Source organism: Streptomyces sp. NPDC001604 (assembly GCF_042893475.1).
Lineage (GTDB): Bacteria > Actinomycetota > Actinomycetes > Streptomycetales > Streptomycetaceae > Streptomyces.
The window spans coordinates 44,244-66,668 of record NZ_JBIAUY010000022.1 but is presented as its reverse complement, the minus strand read 5'-3'; the positions used below and the strand labels follow the sequence as shown (position 1 = coordinate 66,668).

General features: G+C 70.6%; 17 protein-coding genes. 4 read left to right on the top strand and 13 right to left on the bottom strand.

The window, feature by feature from the left end; translation table 11 throughout:
- Positions 1-160: 160 nt before the first annotated feature.
- On the bottom strand, positions 161-721 hold the full coding sequence (gene nrdR / locus ACFY1E_RS40480; RefSeq protein ID WP_389085627.1) for a transcriptional regulator NrdR: 561 nt from the start codon (positions 719-721) through the stop codon (positions 161-163).
- A gap of 565 nt (positions 722-1,286) precedes the next feature.
- On the opposite strand from nrdR, the gene lexA reads away from it, so the two are divergent.
- A complete protein-coding gene (gene lexA, locus ACFY1E_RS40475) occupies positions 1,287-2,066 on the top strand; it encodes a transcriptional repressor LexA (RefSeq protein ID WP_115909488.1) in 780 nt (259 codons plus the stop codon).
- Positions 2,067-2,219: 153 nt separating this feature from the next.
- On the opposite strand, the gene ACFY1E_RS40470 is transcribed toward lexA, so the two are convergent.
- From ACFY1E_RS40470 to ACFY1E_RS40455, 4 genes are all read right to left on the bottom strand, one after another.
- Positions 2,220-4,196: an ATP-dependent DNA helicase gene (locus tag ACFY1E_RS40470; protein ID WP_389085623.1), complete on the bottom strand. Its 1,977-nt coding sequence runs from the start codon at positions 4,194-4,196 to the stop codon at positions 2,220-2,222.
- 222 nt (positions 4,197-4,418) lie between these two features.
- Positions 4,419-5,228 carry a GNAT family N-acetyltransferase gene (locus ACFY1E_RS40465; protein WP_389085620.1) on the bottom strand — a complete coding sequence of 270 codons (810 nt, stop codon included), beginning with the start codon at positions 5,226-5,228 and terminating at the stop codon, positions 4,419-4,421.
- Positions 5,229-5,306: 78 nt separating this feature from the next.
- Positions 5,307-7,244, bottom strand: coding sequence for an IucA/IucC family protein (locus tag ACFY1E_RS40460; protein ID WP_389085618.1), 1,938 nt, complete (start codon positions 7,242-7,244; stop codon positions 5,307-5,309).
- Between the two features lie 409 nt (positions 7,245-7,653).
- Complete coding sequence (locus tag ACFY1E_RS40455; RefSeq protein WP_389085837.1) at positions 7,654-9,258, bottom strand: diaminobutyrate--2-oxoglutarate transaminase family protein; 1,605 nt, start codon at positions 9,256-9,258, stop codon at positions 7,654-7,656.
- A gap of 334 nt (positions 9,259-9,592) precedes the next feature.
- Here ACFY1E_RS40455 and ACFY1E_RS40450 point away from each other — a divergent pair, with 334 nt between their 5' ends.
- Positions 9,593-10,828 (top strand): trypsin-like serine peptidase, encoded by a 1,236-nt coding sequence (locus tag ACFY1E_RS40450; RefSeq protein WP_389085616.1) that lies wholly within the window; start codon positions 9,593-9,595, stop codon positions 10,826-10,828.
- A gap of 84 nt (positions 10,829-10,912) precedes the next feature.
- Here the strand turns inward: ACFY1E_RS40450 and hflX are convergent, their stop codons facing one another.
- The 6 genes from hflX to miaA form a co-directional block, all read right to left on the bottom strand.
- On the bottom strand, positions 10,913-12,406 hold the full coding sequence (gene hflX / locus ACFY1E_RS40445) for a GTPase HflX (RefSeq protein ID WP_389085614.1): 1,494 nt from the start codon (positions 12,404-12,406) through the stop codon (positions 10,913-10,915).
- Positions 12,407-12,551: 145 nt separating this feature from the next.
- Complete coding sequence (locus ACFY1E_RS40440) at positions 12,552-14,093, bottom strand: M1 family metallopeptidase (RefSeq protein ID WP_389085611.1); 1,542 nt, start codon at positions 14,091-14,093, stop codon at positions 12,552-12,554.
- A gap of 119 nt (positions 14,094-14,212) precedes the next feature.
- Positions 14,213-16,348: a RelA/SpoT family protein gene (locus tag ACFY1E_RS40435; protein ID WP_389085609.1), complete on the bottom strand. Its 2,136-nt coding sequence runs from the start codon at positions 16,346-16,348 to the stop codon at positions 14,213-14,215.
- Positions 16,349-16,646: 298 nt separating this feature from the next.
- The gene (gene dapF, locus ACFY1E_RS40430) at positions 16,647-17,546 is read right to left on the bottom strand and encodes a diaminopimelate epimerase (RefSeq protein WP_389085606.1); all 900 of its coding nucleotides are present in this window, start codon (positions 17,544-17,546) and stop codon (positions 16,647-16,649) included.
- A 137-nt stretch (positions 17,547-17,683) separates the two neighbouring features.
- Positions 17,684-18,187 (bottom strand): hypothetical protein, encoded by a 504-nt coding sequence (locus ACFY1E_RS40425; RefSeq protein WP_365839302.1) that lies wholly within the window; start codon positions 18,185-18,187, stop codon positions 17,684-17,686.
- A gap of 108 nt (positions 18,188-18,295) precedes the next feature.
- Entirely contained in the window at positions 18,296-19,234 is a 939-nt protein-coding gene (gene miaA, locus ACFY1E_RS40420) for a tRNA (adenosine(37)-N6)-dimethylallyltransferase MiaA (RefSeq protein ID WP_389085604.1), read from the bottom strand.
- Positions 19,235-19,416: 182 nt separating this feature from the next.
- On the opposite strand from miaA, the gene ACFY1E_RS40415 reads away from it, so the two are divergent.
- Together ACFY1E_RS40415 and ACFY1E_RS40410 are read left to right on the top strand one after the other, a co-directional pair.
- Positions 19,417-19,686 carry a hypothetical protein gene (locus ACFY1E_RS40415; protein ID WP_389085601.1) on the top strand — a complete coding sequence of 90 codons (270 nt, stop codon included), beginning with the start codon at positions 19,417-19,419 and terminating at the stop codon, positions 19,684-19,686.
- Positions 19,687-19,748: 62 nt separating this feature from the next.
- Positions 19,749-20,015 carry an antitoxin gene (locus ACFY1E_RS40410; RefSeq protein WP_389085599.1) on the top strand — a complete coding sequence of 89 codons (267 nt, stop codon included), beginning with the start codon at positions 19,749-19,751 and terminating at the stop codon, positions 20,013-20,015.
- A gap of 72 nt (positions 20,016-20,087) precedes the next feature.
- On the opposite strand, the gene ACFY1E_RS40405 is transcribed toward ACFY1E_RS40410, so the two are convergent.
- Together ACFY1E_RS40405 and miaB are read right to left on the bottom strand one after the other, a co-directional pair.
- Positions 20,088-20,825: a class III extradiol dioxygenase subunit B-like domain-containing protein gene (locus ACFY1E_RS40405; RefSeq protein ID WP_389085596.1), complete on the bottom strand. Its 738-nt coding sequence runs from the start codon at positions 20,823-20,825 to the stop codon at positions 20,088-20,090.
- A 54-nt stretch (positions 20,826-20,879) separates the two neighbouring features.
- On the bottom strand, positions 20,880-22,397 hold the full coding sequence (gene miaB / locus ACFY1E_RS40400) for a tRNA (N6-isopentenyl adenosine(37)-C2)-methylthiotransferase MiaB (protein WP_389085594.1): 1,518 nt from the start codon (positions 22,395-22,397) through the stop codon (positions 20,880-20,882).
- Positions 22,398-22,425 lie beyond the last annotated feature (28 nt).

Genomic DNA, 22,425 nt, shown 5'->3' with positions numbered 1-22,425 from the left:
GCCTCCCTGTACGGGCTAAAACGCCCTGAAGTGCCCCGATGTTCCCGTGGCACGGTGTTCTGTCTGGTGTTGCGGGCATCTCGCGCTGCCGCCCGCAACAGGTCTTCGATGGCCGCCGTCCGGCCGGAATCGGGGCCTCCGCCCGGTTCCGGCCCGCCGATCAGTCGGCGGCGTGGGCGGGCTCGGGGACCTGAGCAGTCCCTCCGGGCCCGCAGTCTTCTTCCTGGCCCCCCGCGACAGCGTCCTCGCGGTCGTCGTTGTCCGCGGCGACGGGTCGCCTCTCCTCCCTGAGTTCCGTGATCGCTGCCTCGAAGTCCTCGAGCGAGTCGAATGCCCGGTAGACGGAGGCGAATCGCAGATACGCGACGAGGTCGAGCTCCTGCAACGGGCCGAGTATGGCCAGACCCACGTCATGGGTGGTCAGTTCGGCGCTTCCGGTGGCCCGCACCGCCTCCTCGACCCGCTGGCCGAGCTGGGCGAGTGCGTCCTCGGTGACAGGCCGTCCCTGGCATGCCTTGCGCACACCATTGATGACCTTGGTACGGCTGAAAGGCTCGGTGACTCCGGACCGCTTGACCACCATGAGCGAGCACGTCTCCACGGTCGTGAAACGACGGGAGCAGTCCGGACACTGGCGGCGCCTGCGGATCGACGTGCCGTCGTCGGTCGTACGGCTGTCGACGACACGGCTGTCGGGGTGCCTGCAGAAGGGGCAGTGCATGAACTCCCAACCCTCCTCACAGCAGACTCAATAGCCTCGCTGGGCCTCATGGGCCCCTCGAAGCAGCCCCAAGCATAGGCGATCGCCAGGAGCCTGAAGACCCGGGGGACCACAACTTCTGGGCTGCTGCTGCAATCCAACCACTACATGTGGGGATTGGCCCATGCATGCACTCCCTACGCGCGTGTCGCGCAGGTATTGGCATGTGCCACGCGACCGGTGCGGCGCACCGGCTCCGCGGGTGCACAGCCGTACCGTTACGGCAGATGCGGAGATACCGTGGGCGCCGCAGGGAGGCGACGTGGGGCTCCCGCAGAGATGGAGACCTGTGCCCGGTTGACGGAATGCCGGATGGCAGACTGGGGCAGGAACCCACGAGGTCAGCACTCCGGCGGTGAAGAGTACAACAATGGGCCCTTTTGTCCGCCAGGTGCCGCGTTAGCTATACACCCAGACGCATGATCAAGTACGGCGATCCGCGTTTTTTCACTCGAACGTGTGTTTGGCGCAACCTTTCGAAAGCAACTACCGTTGTCCAGCAGGGAGACCATCGAGAGGGGCCGACGTGACCACCACCGCAGACAGTGCCACCATCACTGCCCAGGACCGCTCCCAGGGCCGACTCGAGCCGGTGCATGCGATGAACGAAGCCGTGAATCCCGAGGGGCCCAAGCGCTCCCTGCCAGGCCGACCTCCAGGCATCCGGGCGGACAGCTCGGGCCTCACCGACCGGCAGCGCCGGGTGATCGAGGTCATCAGGGACTCCGTACAGCGGCGCGGCTACCCGCCGTCGATGCGGGAGATCGGCCAAGCGGTCGGCCTCTCCAGCACCTCCTCGGTCGCACACCAGCTGATGGCACTGGAGCGCAAGGGCTTCCTGCGCCGCGACCCGCACCGCCCGCGCGCGTACGAGGTGCGCGGCTCCGACCAGGGCGCCTCCGTGCAGCCCACGGACACCGCCGGCAAGCCCGCCGCGTCGTACGTCCCGCTGGTCGGCCGCATCGCGGCCGGTGGCCCGATCCTCGCCGAGGAGTCGGTCGAGGACGTCTTCCCCCTCCCCCGCCAGCTGGTCGGCGACGGCGAGCTGTTCGTGCTGAAGGTCGTCGGCGACTCCATGATCGAGGCCGCGATCTGCGACGGCGACTGGGTCACGGTGCGCCGCCAGCCGGTCGCCGAGAACGGCGACATCGTCGCGGCCATGCTGGAAGGCGAGGCCACCGTCAAGCGCTTCAAGCGCGAGGACGGCCACGTCTGGCTCCTCCCGCACAACGCGGCGTACGAGCCGATCCCCGGCGACGACGCGACCATCCTCGGCAAGGTGGTGGCAGTGCTGCGGCGCGTTTGACGGCTGCGGCGGGCGGTTCGTACAGAACCACCCTCTGACCGGGCCCCGGGACCCCTGCGCCGGTTCCGGGGCCCTGTGCTGCCCGCGCTCCGCCAGCGGGTGTGGCGCTCTGGGGGTTGGTCTGTCGCGGTGGCGCGACAGACCAACCCTCGCTCATTCGGCCTCTGACTTCTTCGCCGCCGCGTCGATCGCCGCCAGCGACTTCCGGACCTGGTTACGGTCCGTCGTGTACCAGAAGTCCGGCAGTGACGCCTTCAGATAGCTGCCGTAGCGTGCCGTGGCCAGTCGTTGGTCGAGTACGGCGACCACTCCGCGATCCCCCGAGGCCCGTACGAGGCGGCCGGCGCCCTGGGCCATGAGCAGCGCGGCGTGTGTGGCGGCGACTGCCATGAAGCCGTTGCCCCCGGCATCCTCCACCGCCTTCTGGCGGGCGCTCATCAGCGGGTCGTCGGGACGCGGGAAGGGGATCTTGTCCATGACGACCAGCTGGCAGCTGGGGCCGGGGACGTCGACGCCCTGCCAGAGTGACAGCGTGCCGAACAGGCAGGTCTTCGGCTCGGCGGCGAAATTCTTGATCAGCTCGCCGAGCGTCTCCTCGCCCTGGAGGAGGATCGGGAACTCAGGGATCCGGGAGCGCAGTTCCTCGGCGGCGAGCTGCGCGGCGCGCATGGAGGAGAAGAGGCCGAGGGTGCGGCCTCCGGCCGCCTGGATCAACTCCGTCAGCTCGTCCAGCATGTCGGCGCGGTCGCCGTCCCGCGCGGGGCGCGACAGATGCTTGGCGACGTAGAGGATGCCCTGCCTGGGGTAGTCGAAGGGCGAGCCGACGTCGACGCCCTTCCACTGCGGGAGGTCCTCACCCTCGGTGCCCTCCGGCGCGAGCCCGAGGGAGGCACCGACGCCGTTGAAGTCGCCGCCCAGCTTCAGCGTCGCGGAGGTCAGGACGACGGAGCGGTCCGCGAAGAGCTTCTCCCGCAGGAGCCCCGACACGGACATGGGGGCAACGCGGAGGGAGGCTCCGAAGCGGTCGTGGCGCTCGTACCAGACGACGTCCCACTCGGAGCCGTTGGTGATCCGTTCCGCCACGTCGTGCACCGTCTCGACGGAGGCCAGCGCCTGCTTGCGGACCGCGTCCTCGTCCTGGACGGACTTGTCCCGGGTCGCGCCGATCGCGGAGATCACCGTACGGCAGGCGTCGCGCAGGGCCATGAGCGCGTACCCGAGGTCCTCCGGGATCTCCTCCAGACGGCCCGGCAGGGCCAGCTCCATCAACCGCTCGAAGCCCTCGGCGGCGGTCTGGAGCTGGTCGGCAGCCTTCTCGTTGACCAGCTTCGCGGCGCGGCGGACCGCACGGTTGACCTGGCCCGGTGTGAGTTCGCCGGTGGCCACTCCGGTGACCCGGGAGACCAGCTCGTGCGCCTCGTCGACGATCAGCACCTCGTGCTGCGGGAGGACCGGGGCGCCCTCGATGGCGTCGATCGCGAGCAGGGCGTGGTTGGTGACGACCACCTCGGCGAGCTTGGCACGCTCGCGGGCCATCTCGGCGAAGCACTCGGCGCCGTACGCGCACTTCGAGGCACCCAGGCACTCCCGGGAGGAGACCGACACCTGCGCCCAGGCCCGGTCGGAGACGCCGGGGGTGAGGTTGTCGCGATCGCCGGTCTCGGTCTCGTCCGACCACTCGCGCAGCCGCAGCAGGTCCTGGCCCAGCCTGCTGGTGGGCGCGGCCGCCTCGAACTGGTCGAACAGCCCCTCCTCCTCGTCCTGTGGGACACCCTCGTGGAGCCGGTGCAGGCACAGGTAGTTCGATCTGCCCTTCAGCATGGCGAACTCCGGGCGGCGACGCAGCAGGGGGTGCAGCGCATCGACGGTACGCGGCAGATCCCGCTCGACGAGCTGGCGCTGCAGGGCGAGGGTGGCCGTCGCCACGACGACACGCTCCCCGTGCGCGAGCGCCGGCACGAGGTAGCCCAGCGACTTTCCGGTGCCGGTGCCGGCCTGGACCAGCAGATGGGAACCGTCGTCGATCGCCTCCGCGACGGCTTCGGCCATGGTCACCTGGCCGGGGCGCTCCGTACCGCCGACGGCAGTGACGGCAGCATGCAGGAGTTCGGGGAGTGAGGGCTTCGTCATAGCGCGACCACCCTACGACCCGGCACTGACAAACGGGTGATCAAGACGGGGACGAAGGGCGGGATCAAGACCGGCTGCTCCTCGGGTGAGGGTAGGAGTGGATCGCTCGGGAAGATCGGCTCGGGTGCCCTCGGGACCGGCGCCGTGGAAAACGGATGTGGGGCAGTGGGAACCGGATCGGCACGGGCGGTGTACCAGAAGTGATGATGCTGCGACACGGAGTCACAGCAGATCGCGCAGGGACCGGTCCCGGATCATGAGGGCGGCCCGCTTGGCGGGCAAGTCGACCTCGGCGGCGAACCGGAAACCGGCGCTCAGGAAAGCAGCGACGGAGGGGGTGTTGCGAAGGTCGGGTTCCGCAATGACGCGTGCGCAGGCGGGCCGCTTGTCCAGGGCGAGGTCGGCCGCGGCTCTGAGCAGGGTGCTGCCGAGCTTGCGGCCTCGATCGGCGACCCCGCCGATGAGGAGGTGCAGTCCGGTGTCATGAGGCCGAGCAGGATAGTGGCGGGCCACCGGGTCGAGGTCCGCGCGGTAGATCTCCCAGTAGCTCATCGGTGTGCCCTCCAGCACGCCGAGGCACGGAACACTGCGCCCGTCGCCGGAGAGCTGGGCCCGCAGATGGCTCTCGGTCCGGCTCGTAGGGCCGGCCAGCTCCCAGAACTCGGCGACGGCAGGGTCGTTCATCCAGCGGCTGATCAGCGGTAGGTCCCGCTCGACGTGCACGGGGACAAGGTGGAACACACCCGCGGGTGTGGCGACCGGCCCCCAGTCCGCCACACGGTCGAGGAGGTCGTCGTCGGCTCTGGTGACGGAGACGGGCGGTGCTGGATCTTCGCACCGGCTTCGTGGCTCCTCGGAGTCCGTTTCCGCTGCGAAGAGTGCAAGCAGTTCGTCGGGCAGCCGCAGGTCCAGTGTGTCCTCGTTGTCCGTGCCCGCACCGGTGCTGCTCTCGGCCGCAACGGGTCTCGAGTCGGCGCCGGACTCAGTGCCGGGGACGGTGGCTGCGTGTGCGCTGGCGTCGGTGGGAGGCACGGCGCCGCTCCTCTCAGTGGACGGGATGGGGCATGTTCCTCAGAAGCGAAGGGAGTTGACGGGGGTCGGCGGTCGCTTTCAGGAATGCAGGGGGTTGGCGATGGTGACGTAGACGGACTGGGTGTCGACCGGACCGACGAGTTCGTCGAGGCCGTGCAAACGGGTCAGCAGGTTGGCCTTGCAGCGCAGGACGGGTGAGTCCAAGAGGTGGGCAGGAAGTGACGTGCCCAACCGGGCATGGCCGGAGGCGACGTCGTTGAGGAAGTGGCGGAAGGCGGCGAGCAGCAGCTGTTCGTCGGCGAGGCGCTGGGAGCCGAAGGCACCGATGAGGCCGAACACGTTGTTGATCGCGAGGTAGTAGGCGAAGCGCTCGTCGGTGACCTCGTCGGAGACGAAGGTGTCGCTGTGCTCGCCGATACCGGGCAGCCGGGCGTCGAGCTGGGTGCGTCGGGACTCCCGGAAGTAGTAGCCCTGGTTGTCGCGGTAGCGGCCGCCGGCGGGCCAGCCGTCTGCGTCCAGCAGGAGCAGCGTGTTCTGTTGATGCGCCTCCAGGGCGATCCCCGCCTCCGCGTCCAGCCACAGCACGGGACGGACGACCTGCTGGAGGTAGCGCAGGAACCACTCGACGGCAACGGCCGCGCGGGGACGACCGGTTCGGCCCGCAAGGCGCGTGACGACCGTGGCCAGCCGTGACTGCAGGAGCGGCGGGCCGTCTTCCGGGCGGTGCGCTGCGCGCGCCGACTTGCTGCCTGCCGCGACCTGAGGCCGGGGTGAGACGAGGCCGGCGATGCAGGAGACGTCGTCGGACGGGCTGAACGGGTTGTGGCGGATCATCACGTCGAGTCCGGGCACGGGGCTGCCGTCCGGCGCGTCGACCGCGAGCCAGGCGGGGTCGCGAACGATGTCGAACCCGGGGTGGGCAGCCTGCCACTGCCTGGACAGGCCGCTGCGCAGCAGGCGGTGAACCTCGACACCTCGGTGCAGTTCCTTGCGGAGGTTCTCGCGACGGGAGTTGGTGATCCGCAGGGCCAGCGACAGTTTGAGCATGGCGGGAGAGCCGGTCCGGTGCACGGTGCGCACGGAGGAGGTGGGGTGCCAGGGCGAGCCGTGCGCTCCGAGATCACGGAGGAGCCCGGCGTCGAACAGGGGCGAGATGTCGGCGCGTTGCCGCACCTCGCGCCACTGCCAAGGGTGCAGCGGGAGGGCTGCGTAGCCCTCGGGCAGCGTCAGCTCGGCTTCGGCGAGCCGCGCCATGAGCTGGGGCGCGGGGACGGGACGGCCGCGCTCGGTCCAGGCGGAGTCCCAGGCAAGTGCAGAAGGGGCGACAGCCAGCCAGTGCAAGGGGAAGGAGCCGCGCAACTCGGGTGAGTACGACCGTGCCTCGGCCTCGGAGAGACCTTCGCGGCTCTTGGGAGTGGGATGCAGTGGGTGCCCGAGAACGAGTGCCTGCTCGGCAGCGAGGAAGAGGTCTGGTCCGTCGGAGGGGCGCTCCCGGCGTTCGCGGATGAACGTGACGGTACGGCGGAGGGAGTCGGCGACGCGGGCGACGAGGTCCGGGCCGGATGGGGAGGCGATTGGGGCGGGGGCCGATGACTGGGCGGTCCCGGGACGAGAGGCGCCGCTGGTCCTGGGGCCGGTGGTCGCGGGCTGGGCGGCCGTGTCGTTGCCACGGTCGGGCGTTTCTCTGGTCAGCAGTGCGGCGATGGTGACCGCGTCGGCCGGTCGGGCATGTGCCGGAGCGTTGGCGAGGAACGGGAGACCGAATCGGTGCCATCCCGTCGGGGACCAGTAGTGCACGGGGGCGAGGAGGGCCGTGCCGCTGGCGGGCAGGGGGATCCGGAGGGTGCCGTCCTCGGGGGCGTGGAGGCCGGCTTCGCGCACCCAGCAGCGCAGCAGGTTCTCGACCGCCGCGGCCTCGGCTGCGGTGTGCGGGTCGGGGTGCTCGAGGAGATCGGCGGCGGCGTGGCGCGGTCTCTCGGCAACGGGGGCTTTGCGCTGCTCCGGAACCCGGTCCATGGAACGACCGTCCCCCGGAGTTCCGCCCCCGGCCGAAGTCCGAGCCGGCCCCTGGTGCGACTCCCGCTCCGCGCCCCGCCCCGGCTCCGGTTCCCGGGCAGCCGCTCGTCCCTGCTGACGAGGAGCTGAGGGGGCCACCCGTGCAGGTGGAAGCTGCTGCGAGGGCGGTGCCTCGGCGGGGCCTCCCTCGGGGGCGTGGGTGCGGGCGTCGGATGCAGGGGTGGGGTTCAAGGCGGTCCTCGTGGGTGGTTCTGGTTCGTGCGGTGACGAACCTGGGCCTTACTGCGCTACCGGCGACGAAAGAGGAGGTATGGCCGTCCTGGTTTCAAGGGGTTCGCGGTGTTCAGGGGGTGCGAGGCGTGCGCAGGCATGGACGTCGGTCGCGACGGCATGGACGAGCGGGCACGCATCAGGTGCCGTGGTGGCCCGCGTGCTCGGCGCGCTCGCCTTGTCGTCGGCGCCGAGGGTCGGGTCCGTGCGCCCGTCGTATTCCAGCTGGTCGGCCGGAGCGGTCGCGGGCCGCCGTTTCCACGGCGTCGGCCAGACGGTCCAGCACGGCAGCCGCTTGTTCGTCGCTGATCGTCAGTGGCGGGAGGAGCCGCACGACGCTTGCATGGCGGCCTCCCACTTCGACGATGAGGCCACGTCGCAGGCACTCCCGCTGGACGGCGGCCGCGAGTTCGGGATCGGCCGGGCGCGGGCTGCCGGCGAGGGAATCCGGCACCACCGCCGGAGTCGTCCCGCTGTTGAGGGGCTCGCAATCCACCAAGTCATCGGGCCCGCCCCGGCGATGGTTGCGATCCAAACCCTCCGTCTCCCAACTCGGCCCAGCGGAACCTCCGTACAGCCCTCTGGACGTGCAAGAGGCCGAGTCCGGTCCCCCGCGCCCCCCACAATCCCCCTCCGCGTCCACGAGCTCCAGCCCGATCATCAGCCCCCGCCCCCGCACATCCCCGATGCAGGGAAACTCCCGCGCCAGGGAGCAGAGTTGGGTGATCATGCGGGAGCCGAGGGTGGCCGCCCGCTCGGCGAGGTGGTTTTCTCGGACGTAGGCCAGGGTGGCCGTGCCTGCGGCCATGGCGAGTTGGTTGCCGCGGAAGGTGCCAGCGTGGGCGCCCGGTTCCCAGACGTCGAGGTCCTCGCGGTAGACGACCACGGCAAGGGGGAGGCTGCCGCCGATGGCCTTGGAGAGGACCATCACATCGGGGGTGATGCCACTGTGCTCCACCGCCCAGAAGGCACCGGTCCGTCCGACCCCCGTCTGGACCTCGTCGGCGATCAGCGGGATGGAGCGGGCCGAGGTGATCGTTCGCATGCGCCGCATCCACTCGTCCGGCGCGGGGATCACCCCGCCCTCGCCCTGGACGGGTTCCAGGATCATCCCCGCGGGATGGCGCACCCCCGACTTGGGGTCGTCGATGACGGATTCGGTCCAGTGTGCGGCGAGTTCGGCGCCGCGGGGCCCGCCGACGCCGAAGGGGCAGCGGTAGTCCTGGGGATAGGGAAGGCGGGTGACTCGTACGTCCGAGGCGTCTCCGGATGCTTCGAGGGCTCCGGCGGTCATGCCGTGGTAGGCGCCGGTGAAGGCCAGCAGTCCGGTGCGGCCGGTCGCGGTGCGGACGAGCTTCAGCGCTGCCTCCACCGCGTCGGTGCCCGCCGGCCCGCAGAACTGCACGCGCGCATGGTCGGCGAGGCCACGCGGCAGGGTGTGGAACAACTCGGTGACGAAGGCGTCCTTGACGGGGGTCGCCAGGTCGAGGACGTGCAGCGGGGCGCCCGAGTCGAGCACTTTACGGATGGCCTCCAGCACCACGGGGTGGTTGTGGCCGAGGGCGAGCGTCCCGGCTCCGGAGAGGCAGTCGAGGTAGCGGCGGCCGTCGGCACCCTCGATGGTCAGCCCCCGGGCCCGGACGGGGACGATCGGCAGGGCACGCGCATAGGTGCGCGCCGCCGACTCGCGTGCCGACTGCCGCCGCAGGATCCCCTCGTGCGCGGCCCGGCCGGTCGCGGACACCTCACCGGCAGCAGGCCGCCCAAGGGTTCCCTCGGGCGCACTCCCGCCGCATGCAGACTCGGCCACGACTCCCTGTCCTCCCACCGGGGAACCGCACACGGACAGCAGAACCCCCACCGGTACCAACCCCCCACCGCTCACCGGGTTACGGGTTGCCTCAAGATCCTTTCCGTGACGGAACCGTTGCCGTTCCGTCGGGAGTCCCCCACAGCGAGCGCATAGTGTGTGGTGCCGTTCCAGGAAGCCGTGAAGGCACGTGGGATCACCTGCTTCGAGCGTGGGTTCACGGCCGCGGCACCCGATTTGTTCAGTTCATCCCAGGGGGAGTCAGCGCATGCGATCCATGAGGCCGTCCGTCACCGTTCGCCGGGAGAGGGGTGGCCGCCGTAGAACCTCCCCCGTTCTGGCCGCCGTTGCCCTCGCATCGGCGCTGGCACTCACCGCCACCGCCTGCAACTCGGGCGACGACAAGGCCGGCGGCCAGGCCTCTGCCTCCGCCTCCGCGAGTGACACCGGCAGCGGCGACGGCAAGATCAAGATCCCGGACGACATCAAGAACAAGCTCAAAGAGCACGGTTTCGACATCGACAAGTGGAAGCACGGCGCCTGGAAGAACTGGAACAAGGACGACTGGCTGCGCGAGGCCGACGAGTTCATCAACCCGATCATCAAGGGGCTGTGGAACCCGGACCGGATGCGGAAGGCCAACGACCCGGACAAGGGCGTCGACGAGAACGACCTCTCCGGTGACCAGGGCGTGACCGACCCCACGCCGGCGCCCGTGGACGCGAAGGCCGTGGCGCCTACGTACCACGCCAACGCGGCGGCGTCCGGAAAGGTGTTCTTCGACTCCCCCGAGGGCACGATGGTCTGCTCGGCGACGGTCGTGGAGGACCCGGCCCACCCCGGCAAGTCGAACCTCGTGTGGACGGCGGGCCACTGCGTGCATGCCGGCAGGAAGGGCGGCTGGTACCGCAACATCGCGTTCGTGCCGTCGTACAACAACGCGGGCAGGTCGGCCGCCCAGCTGCAGAACGCCACCAGGGAGGAGGCGGCTCCGTACGGCGTCTGGTGGGGCGACTGGGCGCAGACCTCTCAGCAGTGGATCGAGAAGGGCGGCGAGACGGGCGGTGACGGTGCCTCTTACGACTACGCCGTCATCCATGTGACGCCGGAGAAGGGTGGCAACGGCAAGTCACTGGAGGAGACGGTCGGTTCGGCACTGCCTGTCGACTTCAACGCTCCGGCCGTGCCGAAGGTTTCCAGCATCACCGCGACCGGTTACCCGGCAGCCCCGCCGTTCGACGGCCAGAGGATGTTCCAGTGCACCGACAGGCCGGGACGGCTGTCGATCAACGCCTCGGACCCGACGATGTACCGCATCGGCTGCACCATGACGGGCGGTTCGTCCGGCGGCGGCTGGGTCGCGACGGGCTCGGACGGCAAGCCGGCGCTGGTGTCCAACACCTCGATCGGCCCGGTGACTTCGGGCTGGCTGGCCGGACCTCGGCTGGGTGCTGTGGCCAAGGGTGTCTACGACTCGGTGAGCAAGAAGTTCGCCGGTCAGTAGAGCTGCTCGTGCTGAAGGCCCGCCCCCTCGGTGAGGGGGCGGGCCTTTGGTGACGCTCGATTCGGCGGTGATCCGGCCTGCGGCTCAGACCGCCGGGGCCGGGACATACGGCGCGAGGTCCGCCGCCAGCTCCTCGTGCACCCGCACCTTGAGGAGCGTGCCCTCCGGGGTGTGCTCCTCGGAGATCACCTCGCCCTCGTCGTGCGCGCGGGCGACCAGCTTGCCGTGGGTGTACGGCACCAGCGCCTCGATCTCGACGGACGGCCTGGGCAGCTCGTTGTCGATGAGCGCGAGCAGTTCCTGGATGCCCTTCCCGGTGCGGGCCGACACGGCGATGGAGCGCTTCTCGATCCGCAGGAGCCGCTGAAGGGTCAGCGGGTCGGCCGCGTCCGCCTTGTTGATCACGACGATCTCGGGAACGTCGGTGGCGCCGACGTCCCTGATCACCTCGCGCACCGCGGCCAGCTGCTCCTCCGGCGCCGGGTGCGAGCCGTCGACCACGTGCAGGATCAGGTCGGACTCGCCGACCTCCTCCATGGTGGAGCGGAACGCCTCGACCAGGTGGTGCGGCAGGTGCCGGACAAAGCCGACCGTGTCGGCCAGCGTGTACAGGCGACCGCTCGGGGTCTCGGCCCGGCGGACGGTCGGGTCCAGGGTCGCGAACAGGGCGTTCTCGACCAGGACACCGGCTCCGGTCAGGCGGTTGAGCAGCGAGGACTTGCCGGCGTTGGTGTAGCCCGCGATGGCGACGGACGGCACCTTGTTGCGCTTGCGCTCCTGGCGCTTGATCTCGCGGCCGGTCTTCATCTCCGCGATCTCCCGGCGCATCTTCGCCATCTTCTCGCGGATCCGTCGCCGGTCCGTCTCGATCTTGGTCTCACCGGGACCACGGGTGGCGAGGCCGCCGCCCTTGCCGCCGCCCATCTGCCGGGACAGCGACTGACCCCAGCCGCGCAGCCTCGGCAGCATGTACTGCATCTGCGCGAGCGCGACCTGCGCCTTGCCCTCTCGGGACTTGGCGTGCTGGGCGAAGATGTCGAGGATCAGGGCCGTACGGTCGATGACCTTGACCTTGACGACGTCTTCGAGGTGGATGAGCTGGCCGGGGCTGAGCTCACCGTCGCAGATGACGGTGTCGGCTCCGGTTTCGAGGACGATGTCGCGCAGCTCGTAGGCCTTGCCGGAGCCGATGTAGGTGGCCGCGTCGGGCTTGTCGCGGCGCTGGATCACGCCGTCGAGCACGAGCGCGCCCGCTGTCTCCGCGAGGGCGGCGAGCTCCGCGAGGGAGTTCTCCGAGTCCTGCACGGTCCCCGTGGTCCAGACGCCGACGAGCACGACACGCTCCAGGCGGAGCTGGCGGTACTCGACCTCGGTGACGTCCTCGAGCTCGGTGGAGAGGCCCGCCACACGGCGCAGGGCCGCGCGCTCGGAGCGGTCGAACTGGTCGCCGTCCCGCTCTCCGTCGATCTCGTGGCTCCAGGCGACGTCCTCTTCCATCAGGGCATCGGCCCGAAGACGCTCGGGGTAGGTGTGCGCGAAGCGCTCAGTGTCCTGGGAAGGGGATGAAGAGGAGGTCATTGGATCCTTACGTCGATGGAGATTCCGTTACGGCGATCGCGTGAGCGGTCACTGTGGTCAACGTACGAGTACCCCGGGAGATTCCCCGCGACCCGTGCCGCCGACCCGAAGATGGTCGCACGGCACGGCCCGTCCGGTCATCGCCTTATTTCGCGGCCTTCACGGCCTGGGCGCCGGGTGCGGCGGGCTTCCAGTCCGGGTGGCCGGGCATCGGCGGGGTCTTCTTGCCGTACAGCCAGCCTTCGAAGAAGCCGCTCAGGTCGCGCCCGGAGATCCGGGAGGCGAGCCGTTCGAAGTCGGCGGTGGTGGCCGTGCCGTCGCGGTGGAGGCTCACCCAGGACCTTTCCAGACGCTCGAAGGCGGGCCGGCCGATCTCCTGGCGCAGGGCGTAGAGCACGAGCGCGGCACCGTCGTAGACGTTGGGCCGGAAGATGCTGATCTTCTGGCCGGGGTCGGGCGCCTTGGGGGCGGCTGGCGGGCCACCGGCGGCTCGCCAGCCGTCGGAGGCGGCGTACGCGGCCTTCATGCGCTTCTCCATGGGCTTGTGTCCCACCTCCTCCGCGTACAGCGCCTCGTACCACGTGGCGTGCCCTTCGTTGAGCCACAGGTCGGACCAGGTCCGCGGGCTGACGCTGTCGCCGAACCACTGGTGGGACAGCTCGTGCACCATGATCGACTCGACGTACCACTGGGGGTAGGTGTGGCCGGTGAACAGCTCGCTCTCGAAGAGAGAGAGCGTCTGGGTCTCGAGTTCGAAGCCGGTGGACGCCTGTGCCATGAGCAGGCCGTACGTCTCGAAGGGGTAGTGGCCGACCTTGCCCTCCATCCAGGCGATCTGGTCGGGGGTCTTGGCGAGCCACGGTTCGAGATCCTTGACGTCCTTGGTGGGCACGACGTCGCGCATGGGCAGGTGGTGCGGCCCGGTGCGGTGCAGCACGGTGGAGCGGCCGACGGACACCTGGGTGAGCTCGGTGGCCATGGGGTGCCGGGTGCGATACGTCCAGGTGGTCGACTTGGGGCCGCGCTCCACGCCGGTCGGCATGCCGTTGGCCACGGCTGTGTAGTCGTTGGGGGCGGTGATCCGGATGGTGAACAGCGCCTTGTCGGAGGGGTGGTCGTTGCAGGGGAACACCAGGTGCGCGGCGTCGGCCTGGTTGGCCATGGCGAGCCCGTCCTCGGTGCGCACCCAGCCGCCGTCCTGGTCCTTGGCGGCCACGGGGTCGCTGGTGTGCCGCACGGTGATCCGCGTCCAGGTGCCCCGGGGCAGCGGCCTGGCGGGCGTGATCACGAGATCGTCGCCCGCACTGGCGAAGCCGGCCGGCTCACCGTTGACCTGGACCGATTCGACCTTGCCGTGTGCGAAGTCGAGGTTCAGCCGGTCCAGGTCCGCGGTCGTCGACGCGTTGATCGTGGTGACGGCCTGGAGGGGCTTGCTGTTGGTGCCGGGATAGGTGAACGAGAGGTCGTAGGACTGCACGTCGTAGCCGGGGTTGCCGAGGTCCGGGTAGAGGCGGTCGCCGATGCCCAGGGGAGTCGGGGGCGAGCTCGCGGCCAGGAGGCAGACGGAGACGGCGGAGGCGAGCAGTGCGGTCGCCTTCAGGCGGCCGGCGGGGCGGCGGAACCGAGCCGCGGTGCCGGGACGCGGGCCGTCGGGTCGTGGGGCCTGGGAGCGCGGGGTGAGCAGCATGGATCACGGCTATCAGCGCACACGTGCCGGACGGCGACGACTCGCGTTCGGCCCACCCGAACGGGTAGGTCGGGTGCAGGTGTGCGGCTCAGGCGCCGTGGGGCGCGCGCCCCGGGCGCTCACCCGCCCGGCGTCTGCGCCCGGCTCACGTCGTAGACCCCCGGCACATTGCGCATCGCCCGCATCAGGGCGGGCAGGTGAGCCGCGTCCGGAAGTTGGAGGGTGTACGTGTGGCGGACGCGCTGCTGGGTGGGAGGTTCGACCGTCGCGGACACGATCTCGGCGCCTTCGAGGGCCATGGCCTCCGTCAGATCCGCCAGCAGATGGGGGCGGACGAACGATTCGGCGAGCAGCGTGACCCGGCACTCGGTGGTGTCCCCCCAGCGCACGTCGACCTCCGCACGCCCCCCACTCTTCATGCGCTCCACGGCGGCGCACTCGACACGGTGGACGGTGACCACACCGCCCCGCACGGCGAAGCCGGTGACCTCGTCGGGCGGTACGGGTGTGCAGCAGCCGGCGAGGCGTACGGTCGCGCCGGGCTGGTCGACCGTGATGTCGGCGGTGGTGGGACGTGAGTTCAGTCCCTCCGCCGCGGGCCGGAGGGCGACCGAGGGCTCCTCGTCGGTCTCCTGTGCCCTCTCCTGTGCTGCCTCCTGCGCCTCCTCGTGCGTCGGATGGGCCGCCAGCCAGCGCTGGATGGCGATACGGGCGGCAGGCGTGTGGGCGTGCTCCAGCCACTCCCTGGAGGGCTCGGAGGCCGGGTCCTGGCCCATGAGGAGCTGGACGGTGTCGCCGTCCCGCAGAACGGTGCTCAGCGTCGCCAGGCGCCCGTTGACGCGGGCGCCGATGCACGCGTGCGCGTCCTCGCCGTACTGGGCGTACGCGGCGTCCACGCAGGTGGCGCCCTCGGGCAGCCCGAGTGTGCCGCCGTCGGGCCGGAAGACGGTGATCTCACGGTCCTGGGCGAGGTCCTCGCGGAGGGTGGACCAGAACGTGTCCGGGTCGGGGGCGGCCTCCTGCCAGTCGAGGAGGCGGGAGAGCCAGCCCGGGCGGGTGGGGTCGACGCGCTCGCCGTCGGCCGGAGCGTTCTCCTCAGGAGGCGGGGCGTAGGGATTGCCGAGCGCGACGACGCCGGCCTCGGCGACCTTGTGCATCTGGTGGGTGCGGATGAGGACTTCGGCGACCTGGCCGTCCGCGCGGGCGACCGCGGTGTGCAGGGACTGGTACAGGTTGAACTTGGGGACGGCGATGAAGTCCTTGAACTCCGAGACCACGGGCGTCATACAGGTGTGCAGTTCGCCGAGGACGCCGTAACAGTCCGCGTCCTCGTTCACCAGCACCAGCAGCCGGCCGAAGTCGCAGCCGCGCAGCTGGCCGCGCTTGCGGGCGACGCGGTGCACGGAGACGAAGTGCCGTGGCCGGATGACGACTTCGGCCGGGATGTCGGCCTCGCGCAGCACACTTCGTACCTCGTCGGCGATCTCGGCGAGCGGGTCGTCGGCGCGGGAGGCGTTGTCGACGATCAACTCCCGTGTGTGCTCGTACTCTTCGGGATGGAGGATCGCGAAGACCAGGTCCTCCAGTTCGGTCTTCAGCGCCTGGACGCCGAGCCGCTCGGCGAGCGGGATGAGGACGTCGCGGGTGACCTTGGCGATGCGGGCCTGTTTCTCGGGGCGCATGACGCCGAGGGTGCGCATGTTGTGCAGCCGGTCGGCGAGTTTGATCGACATCACGCGGACGTCACTGCCGGTGGCGACGAGCATCTTGCGGAAGGTCTCGGGCTCGGCGGCGGCGCCGTAGTCGACCTTCTCCAGTTTCGTCACGCCGTCGACGAGATAGCGGACCTCCGAACCGAACTCCTCGCCGACCTGATCGAGGGTCACGTCCGTGTCCTCGACGGTGTCGTGGAGCAGAGAGGCCGTCAAGGTCGTGGTCTCCGCGCCGAGTTCGGCGAGGATCAGCGTCACCGCGAGCGGGTGCGTGATGTACGGCTCGCCGCTCTTGCGCATCTGGCCGCGGTGCGAGGACTCGGCCAGCACGTAGGCGCGGCGCAGGGGTTCGAGGTCGGCGCTCGGGTAGTGGGCGCGGTGGGCGTCGACGACATGGCTGATGGCGCTGGGCAGCCGGTCACGGGTGGCGGGGCCGAGCAGGGCGGCACGGCCGAGGCGGCGCAGGTCGATCCGCGCCCGCCAGCGCGCCGCCGGGCCCGTCATCGGACCTGGCGTCGCGGGATTCGTCGCCTCCGCACTCATGGGCACCTCCGGCTGCGTGGACCGGCGGACGGGGTGCCCCATGGCGGACACGGCTCAGGGGATGGCAACGGTCCCCCGTCCGGGCCGGTGCTTGATGCTACCGAGCCCATCACGTGCGGCTGACCGCCTCTCGCCGAGCGTGAAACGGATCACCCATTCGAGCGAAGGTCTGTAGGTTTACGGTTTCGCGCCACGCGACAGGGGACGGCCCGTGATTTCGAACGCGCGGTCGTCGCCCCGGGGCAACTCCCGTGCACCACCTGGCACACAGGCCTCGGATCCCAAGCCGCCATCCCGTTCAGCGAACGAATGTTTCCAGCCACTCGGAGTCGATCTCGCCCTCGGCGACGATCACTGCGGGGCCGGTCATCTCGATCTCGCCGTCGGGCTGTTCGGTGATGACCAGGGTCCCGCCGGGCACGTCGACGGTGTAGGTCACCGGGCTCCCGGTGACGGCAGGGTCGGCGCCGTCGCGGCGGGCGGCGGCCACGGCGACGGCGCACGCGCCCGTGCCGCACGAGCGGGTCTCGCCGGCGCCGCGCTCGTACACGCGCAGCGCGACGTGCCGGGGGCCGCGGTCGACCACGAACTCCACGTTCACGCCGTCCGGGTACGCGGAGGCCGGGCTGAAGGGCGGCGGCTCGTACAGGTTTCCGGCGTGCGCGAGGTCGTCGACGAACGCGACCGCATGGGGGTTGCCCATGTTCACGTTCCGCGCGGGCCAGCTGCGCTCACCCACGGTCACCGTGACGTCCCCTTCGGGGAGGCGCGCCCTGCCCATGCCGACCGTGATGTCGCCCGCGGCGGAGCCGCTGTCGGATGCGGTCTTTGCGATGTGCACGCTCTTCACGCCCCCGCGTGTGGCCACCGCGAGGTCGCCCTCGGCGACGTGCCCGGCGCGCTGGAGGTAGTGCGCGAACACCCGCACGCCGTTGCCGCACATCTCCGCGATCGAGCCGTCGCCGTTGCGGTAGTCCATGAACCACTCGGCCTCGGCCGCCATGTGCTGCGCCTCGGGGTGCGCGGCGGACCGCACCACGTGCAGCAGGCCGTCACCACCGATGCCCGCCCGGCGGTCGCACAGGGCGGCGACGGCGGCCGGGGGCAGGTCGATGGAGTTCTCGGGGTCCGGCACGATCACGAAGTCGTTCTCCGTGCCGTGGCCCTTGAGGAAGGCGATCCGCGTGCGCGTGCTCATTCCTCGATCGTAAGGGACCCCTCCGCTGGGAGTGACAGACGGATGGGGTGGTGAGTGCGTGCGGGCCGGCGGGCTGGTCTCGCCCACGCGGCGGAGCCGCACAGCGACACAGCCCCGCGCCCCTCACAGGGGACGCTTCAGCGGAGCCTTGCCACGCGCCAGACTGCCAGCACGACCACCGCGGCCACTACGACCACGTACGCCAGGACGACCCGCCAGTCGGGTCTGCGCCCGGAGCCCCTCGGTGGGAGCCCGGGGCCCGTGTAGCCCACCCGTCGGGCGGCCATCATGCCCCAGCCGGCCGCGCAGGAGCAGATCAGCAGTCCCAGCATGGCGATGACGGCGCCGCTGTCGCCGAAGTCGAAGGCGAGCGGGAAGGCGAACATCAGGGAGCCGACCGCGGCGAGGGCGACGATGGGGGCGAGCTGCCAGATGCGCAGTCGGCGCTGCGGGCGCAGTTCGACCTCGACCTCGGGGCCACCGGCGAACATCTCGTCCGGCTCGGGGCCGTCGGCCGTCACTCCGCCCTGCGTGTCGTCGGGCCCGTCGGGGCTCAGACGGTTCTCGTCCTGCTCCGATTCACCGCTCTCGACGGTGAGGGGCTCGGTGCCTTGTGCAGTGTCGCGAGGGCCGGCCTCCATCGCCACGCGCCCTCCCAACTAGGACTCCACTTGGTCGATCGAAGCTCGATGATGGCACGGCGCCGGATGCCGGAACGGCGGCCGGAGCGTCCCGATGCCATGACGTGATCAGGCTGTAACCGGTCGTTCGACCAACGCCAGTGCGCGCTGCGGAAGTTCTGTGAGATCCGCCGCAGCCCCGCTCAGCCAGTGCACACGGGGGTCGCGCCGGAACCAGGAATCCTGTCGGCGCGCGAAGCGCTTGGTGGCGCGCACGGTCTCGGCCCGCGCCTCCTCCTCGGTGCACTCCCCGGCCAGCGCCGCGAGCACCTGCTGATAGCCGAGAGCACGGGCTGCCGTACGGCCCTCGCGCAGGCCCTGCGCCTCCAGCGCACGCACCTCGTCCACGAGCCCGGCCTCCCACATCCGGTCGACCCTGCGTGCGATGCGCTCGTCGAGTTCGGGACGGGCCACGTCGACGCCGATCTGGACGGTGTCGTAGACCGAGTCATGACCGGGCAGATTGGCGGTGAAGGGCTGACCGGTGATCTCGATCACTTCGAGGGCCCGGACGATACGGCGGCCGTTACTGGGCAGGATCGCCTGCGCCGCCTCCGGGTCCGCGGCGGCGAGTCTGGCGTGCAGCGCGCCCGAGCCGCGCAGTGCGAGCTCCTCCTCCAGCCGGGCTCTGACCTCGGGGTCGGTGCCGGGGAACTCCAGGTTGTCGACGGCACCGCGGACGTACAGGCCGGAGCCGCCGACCAGGATCGGCCAGCGGCCTTCGGCGAGCAGGCCGTCGATCTTGTCGCGGGCGAGCTTCTGGTACTCGGCGACCGACGCCGTGACCGTCACGTCCCAGATGTCGAGGAGGTGGTGCGGAATGCCGCCGCGCTCCTCGGGCGTCAGTTTGGCGGTGCCGATGTCCATCCCACGGTAGAGCTGCATGGAGTCGGCGTTGACGACCTCGCCTCCGAGCTGCCGGGCGAGGAAAACGCCCAGATCGGACTTTCCGGCCGCGGTCGGTCCGACGACGGCGATGACTCGGGGGGCGGGGGGTGCGCTGCTCACCGCACCAGTCTCGCAAACCCCGAGGGCACTCCTCGAACGAGTTACGTGACGGCACGGGAGCCGGGTCGTTGCCCGTTGCGAGGCTCTCGCCGCCGGTTTCGGGGGGCGGCGACCCGGGCGGCGCAAACGGACGCACCGGACGACGCGGGATTTCGCCCGCACGAGTAACGTATGGAGTGGATATGGGCGTTTTCGCACGACTTCTGCGGAGGTCGAAGGCTACGGAGGAGGCGTCAACCGCCGAGGCTCAGGCCGACACACCGACGGCCGAGCCCACGACGGAGGAGGCGGCAGAGGCGAAGGGGCCGGCCGAGGCCGAGGAGCCGACCGAGGGCGAACCGGAGGCGACGGAGGCCGCCGAGTCCGCTTCCGGCGAGGCCGTCGAGATCCCCAAGCAGCAGTCCGCCGAGGAAGCGGCCGACAGGGACGCCGGCGAGGACGCCCGCACGTAACCGCCCCTGGCCCGAGTGAGCCGCGGGGGCGCGCCGAGCCCGGGAACGACAGAAGGTGGACGATGGGTCTCCTGAACAACCTCAGGGCCAAGCTCAACCCGGCCAAGGACAAGGTCTCCGGCCTCGCGCAGCAGCACGGGGACAAGATCACGCACGGTCTCGACAAGGCCGCGAAGGTCGTCGACGAGAAGACCAAGGGCAAGTACAGCGACAAGATCCATACCGGGACGGGCAAGGCCAAGGGCGCCATGGACCGACTCGCGCACAGGAACGGCGCGGGGGCAGGTGGTGGCACGACCGCACCGCCCTCCCCGCCGCCCACTTCCTGAACGGCACGGCACACCGACGGACGGCCGCGGAGCCCGAGGGCTCCCGGCCGTCCGCCGTTTGCTCCCGCGCCTCTACGACCAGGTCGCGACCATGTAGCCCACGCCGTACGGCGCGTCCTCGTACAGCAGCGCGCCCGCGAGGTCCGTGCCCTCGGCCGCGCCCGCAAGGACCTGCCAGGGGGCCCGGCCCGATGCCTTCAGCTCGGATGCCAGCTCGATGTCCAGGGCCTTGAGGGCCGCCACGTCCGCCGCTCCCAGCGCACGCGCGACCTCCGCGTCGAAGGGCCCCGCGCGCTCGTCGAGGTAACCGGGGGCCTTGAGCGTGCGGCAGGCACTGGCGTCGCCCATGACCAGCAGCGCCACCCGCTCGGCCCCGGCGGCGATGTCCCTCCCGGTTTGAATACACCGCTCGGCCGCCAGAGGTTCCCCCACAGCGAGTCCCTCGATCGGGGCAGCGGACCAGCCGGTGCGCTGCAGCAGCCATGCGGCCACCGCCAACGAGGGCGGAAGCAACCGCTCCGAGGCCGCTGAAGCCGGGACTTCGGCCTCGGCGTGCCCGGCCCTGCCGAGCCGTACGTCCACGTCGACGCCGAACCCGCGGAAGGAGCCATGCGTGCCTTCGGGATAGGTGACTTGGCCGCTCTGCTCTGTGGGGCCGACGACGACGAGCCGGTCGGGACGAGCGGCGGCGAGCACACCGACCGCGTCCGTGCACGCGGCACGCGCGACGTCCATCTCGGTGGCGGCACCCGCGGCAACCTCGGGCACGAGCAGTGGCGGACAGGGACAGACCGCGGCGGCGACAAGCATGATCGGCAGGGTAGCCCCGCCGCCCGGCGGCGGACACCGCGCCGAGCGGAGCGGTCAGTCGCAGCCGCAGCCGCTCCCCGTCGCCACCGGCAGCGGCTCCGGGACGCCGATCTTCGGCAGACCCAGCAGGACCCCCGTTGGCTTCGCCGCCTCTGCCGCGTTGCGCTTCTCCCAGGCGTCGCCCGCGCGGGTGCGGCGCACGTCGAGGACGGCTCCCTCGGCGAGCAGGTGGTGCGGGGCGGCGTACGTTATCTCGACCGTGACCACGTCGCCGGGCCGCACCTCCTGCTCGGGCTTGGTGAAGTGGACCAGGCGGTTGTCCGGGGCGCGGCCGGAGAGGCGGTGGGTGGCGCCGTCCTTGCGGCCCTCGCCCTCGGCGACCATCAGCTCCAGGGTGCGGCCGACCTGCTTCTTGTTCTCCTCCCAGGAGATCTCCTCCTGGAGGGCGACGAGACGCTCGTAACGCGCCTGGACGACCTCCTTCGGGATCTGGTTCTCCATGGTCGCGGCCGGGGTGCCGGGGCGCTTGGAGTACTGGAAGGTGAAGGCCTGCGCGAACCGCGCCTCACGGACCACGTGCAGGGTCTGCTCGAAGTCGTCCTCCGTCTCGCCGGGGAAGCCCACAATGATGTCGGTGGTGATCGCCGCGTGCGGGATGGCGGCCCGTACCTTCTCGATGATCCCGAGGTAGCGCTCCTGCCGGTACGAGCGGCGCATCGCCTTCAGGACCGTGTCCGAGCCGGACTGCAGCGGCATGTGCAGCTGCGGCATCACGTTCGGGGTCTCGGCCATCGCCGCGATCACGTCGTCGGTGAAGTCGCGCGGGTGCGGGGAGGTGAAGCGGACGCGCTCCAGGCCCTCGATCTGCCCGCAGGCCCGCAGCAGCTTGCTGAAGGCCTCGCGGTCGCCGATGTCGGAGCCGTACGCGTTGACGTTCTGCCCGAGCAGGGTGATCTCGGAGACGCCCTCGGCGACCAGAGCCTCGATCTCGGCGAGGATGTCGCCGGTACGCCGGTCCTTCTCCTTGCCGCGCAGGGCCGGGACGATGCAGAAGGTGCAGGTGTTGTTGCAGCCGACGGAGATCGACACCCACGCCGCGTACGCGCTCTCGCGGCGCGTCGGCAGCGTGGAGGGGAACGCCTCAAGGGACTCGGCGATCTCGACCTGGGCCTCTTCCTGGACGCGCGCGCGTTCCAGCAGCACCGGGAGCTTGCCGATGTTGTGCGTGCCGAAGACGACGTCCACCCAGGGCGCCTTCTTCACGATGGTGTCCTGGTCCTTCTGCGCGAGACAGCCGCCGACCGCGATCTGCATGCCGGGCCGCGAGGCCTTCTTCGGCGCGAGGCGGCCGAGGTTGCCGTACAGCCGGTTGTCGGCGTTCTCGCGGACGGCGCAGGTGTTGAAGACGACGACGTCGGCGTCGCCGTCGGAGCCCTCGGGCGCGCGCACGTACCCGGCCTCTTCGAGCAGCCCGGACAATCGCTCGGAATCGTGGACGTTCATCTGGCACCCGTAGGTGCGCACTTCGTAGGTCTTCACGCCCACTGCCTGGCTCCGGTCGATGCTGCTCATGTGACAAGGGTAGGCGGTGCCGGGAGTG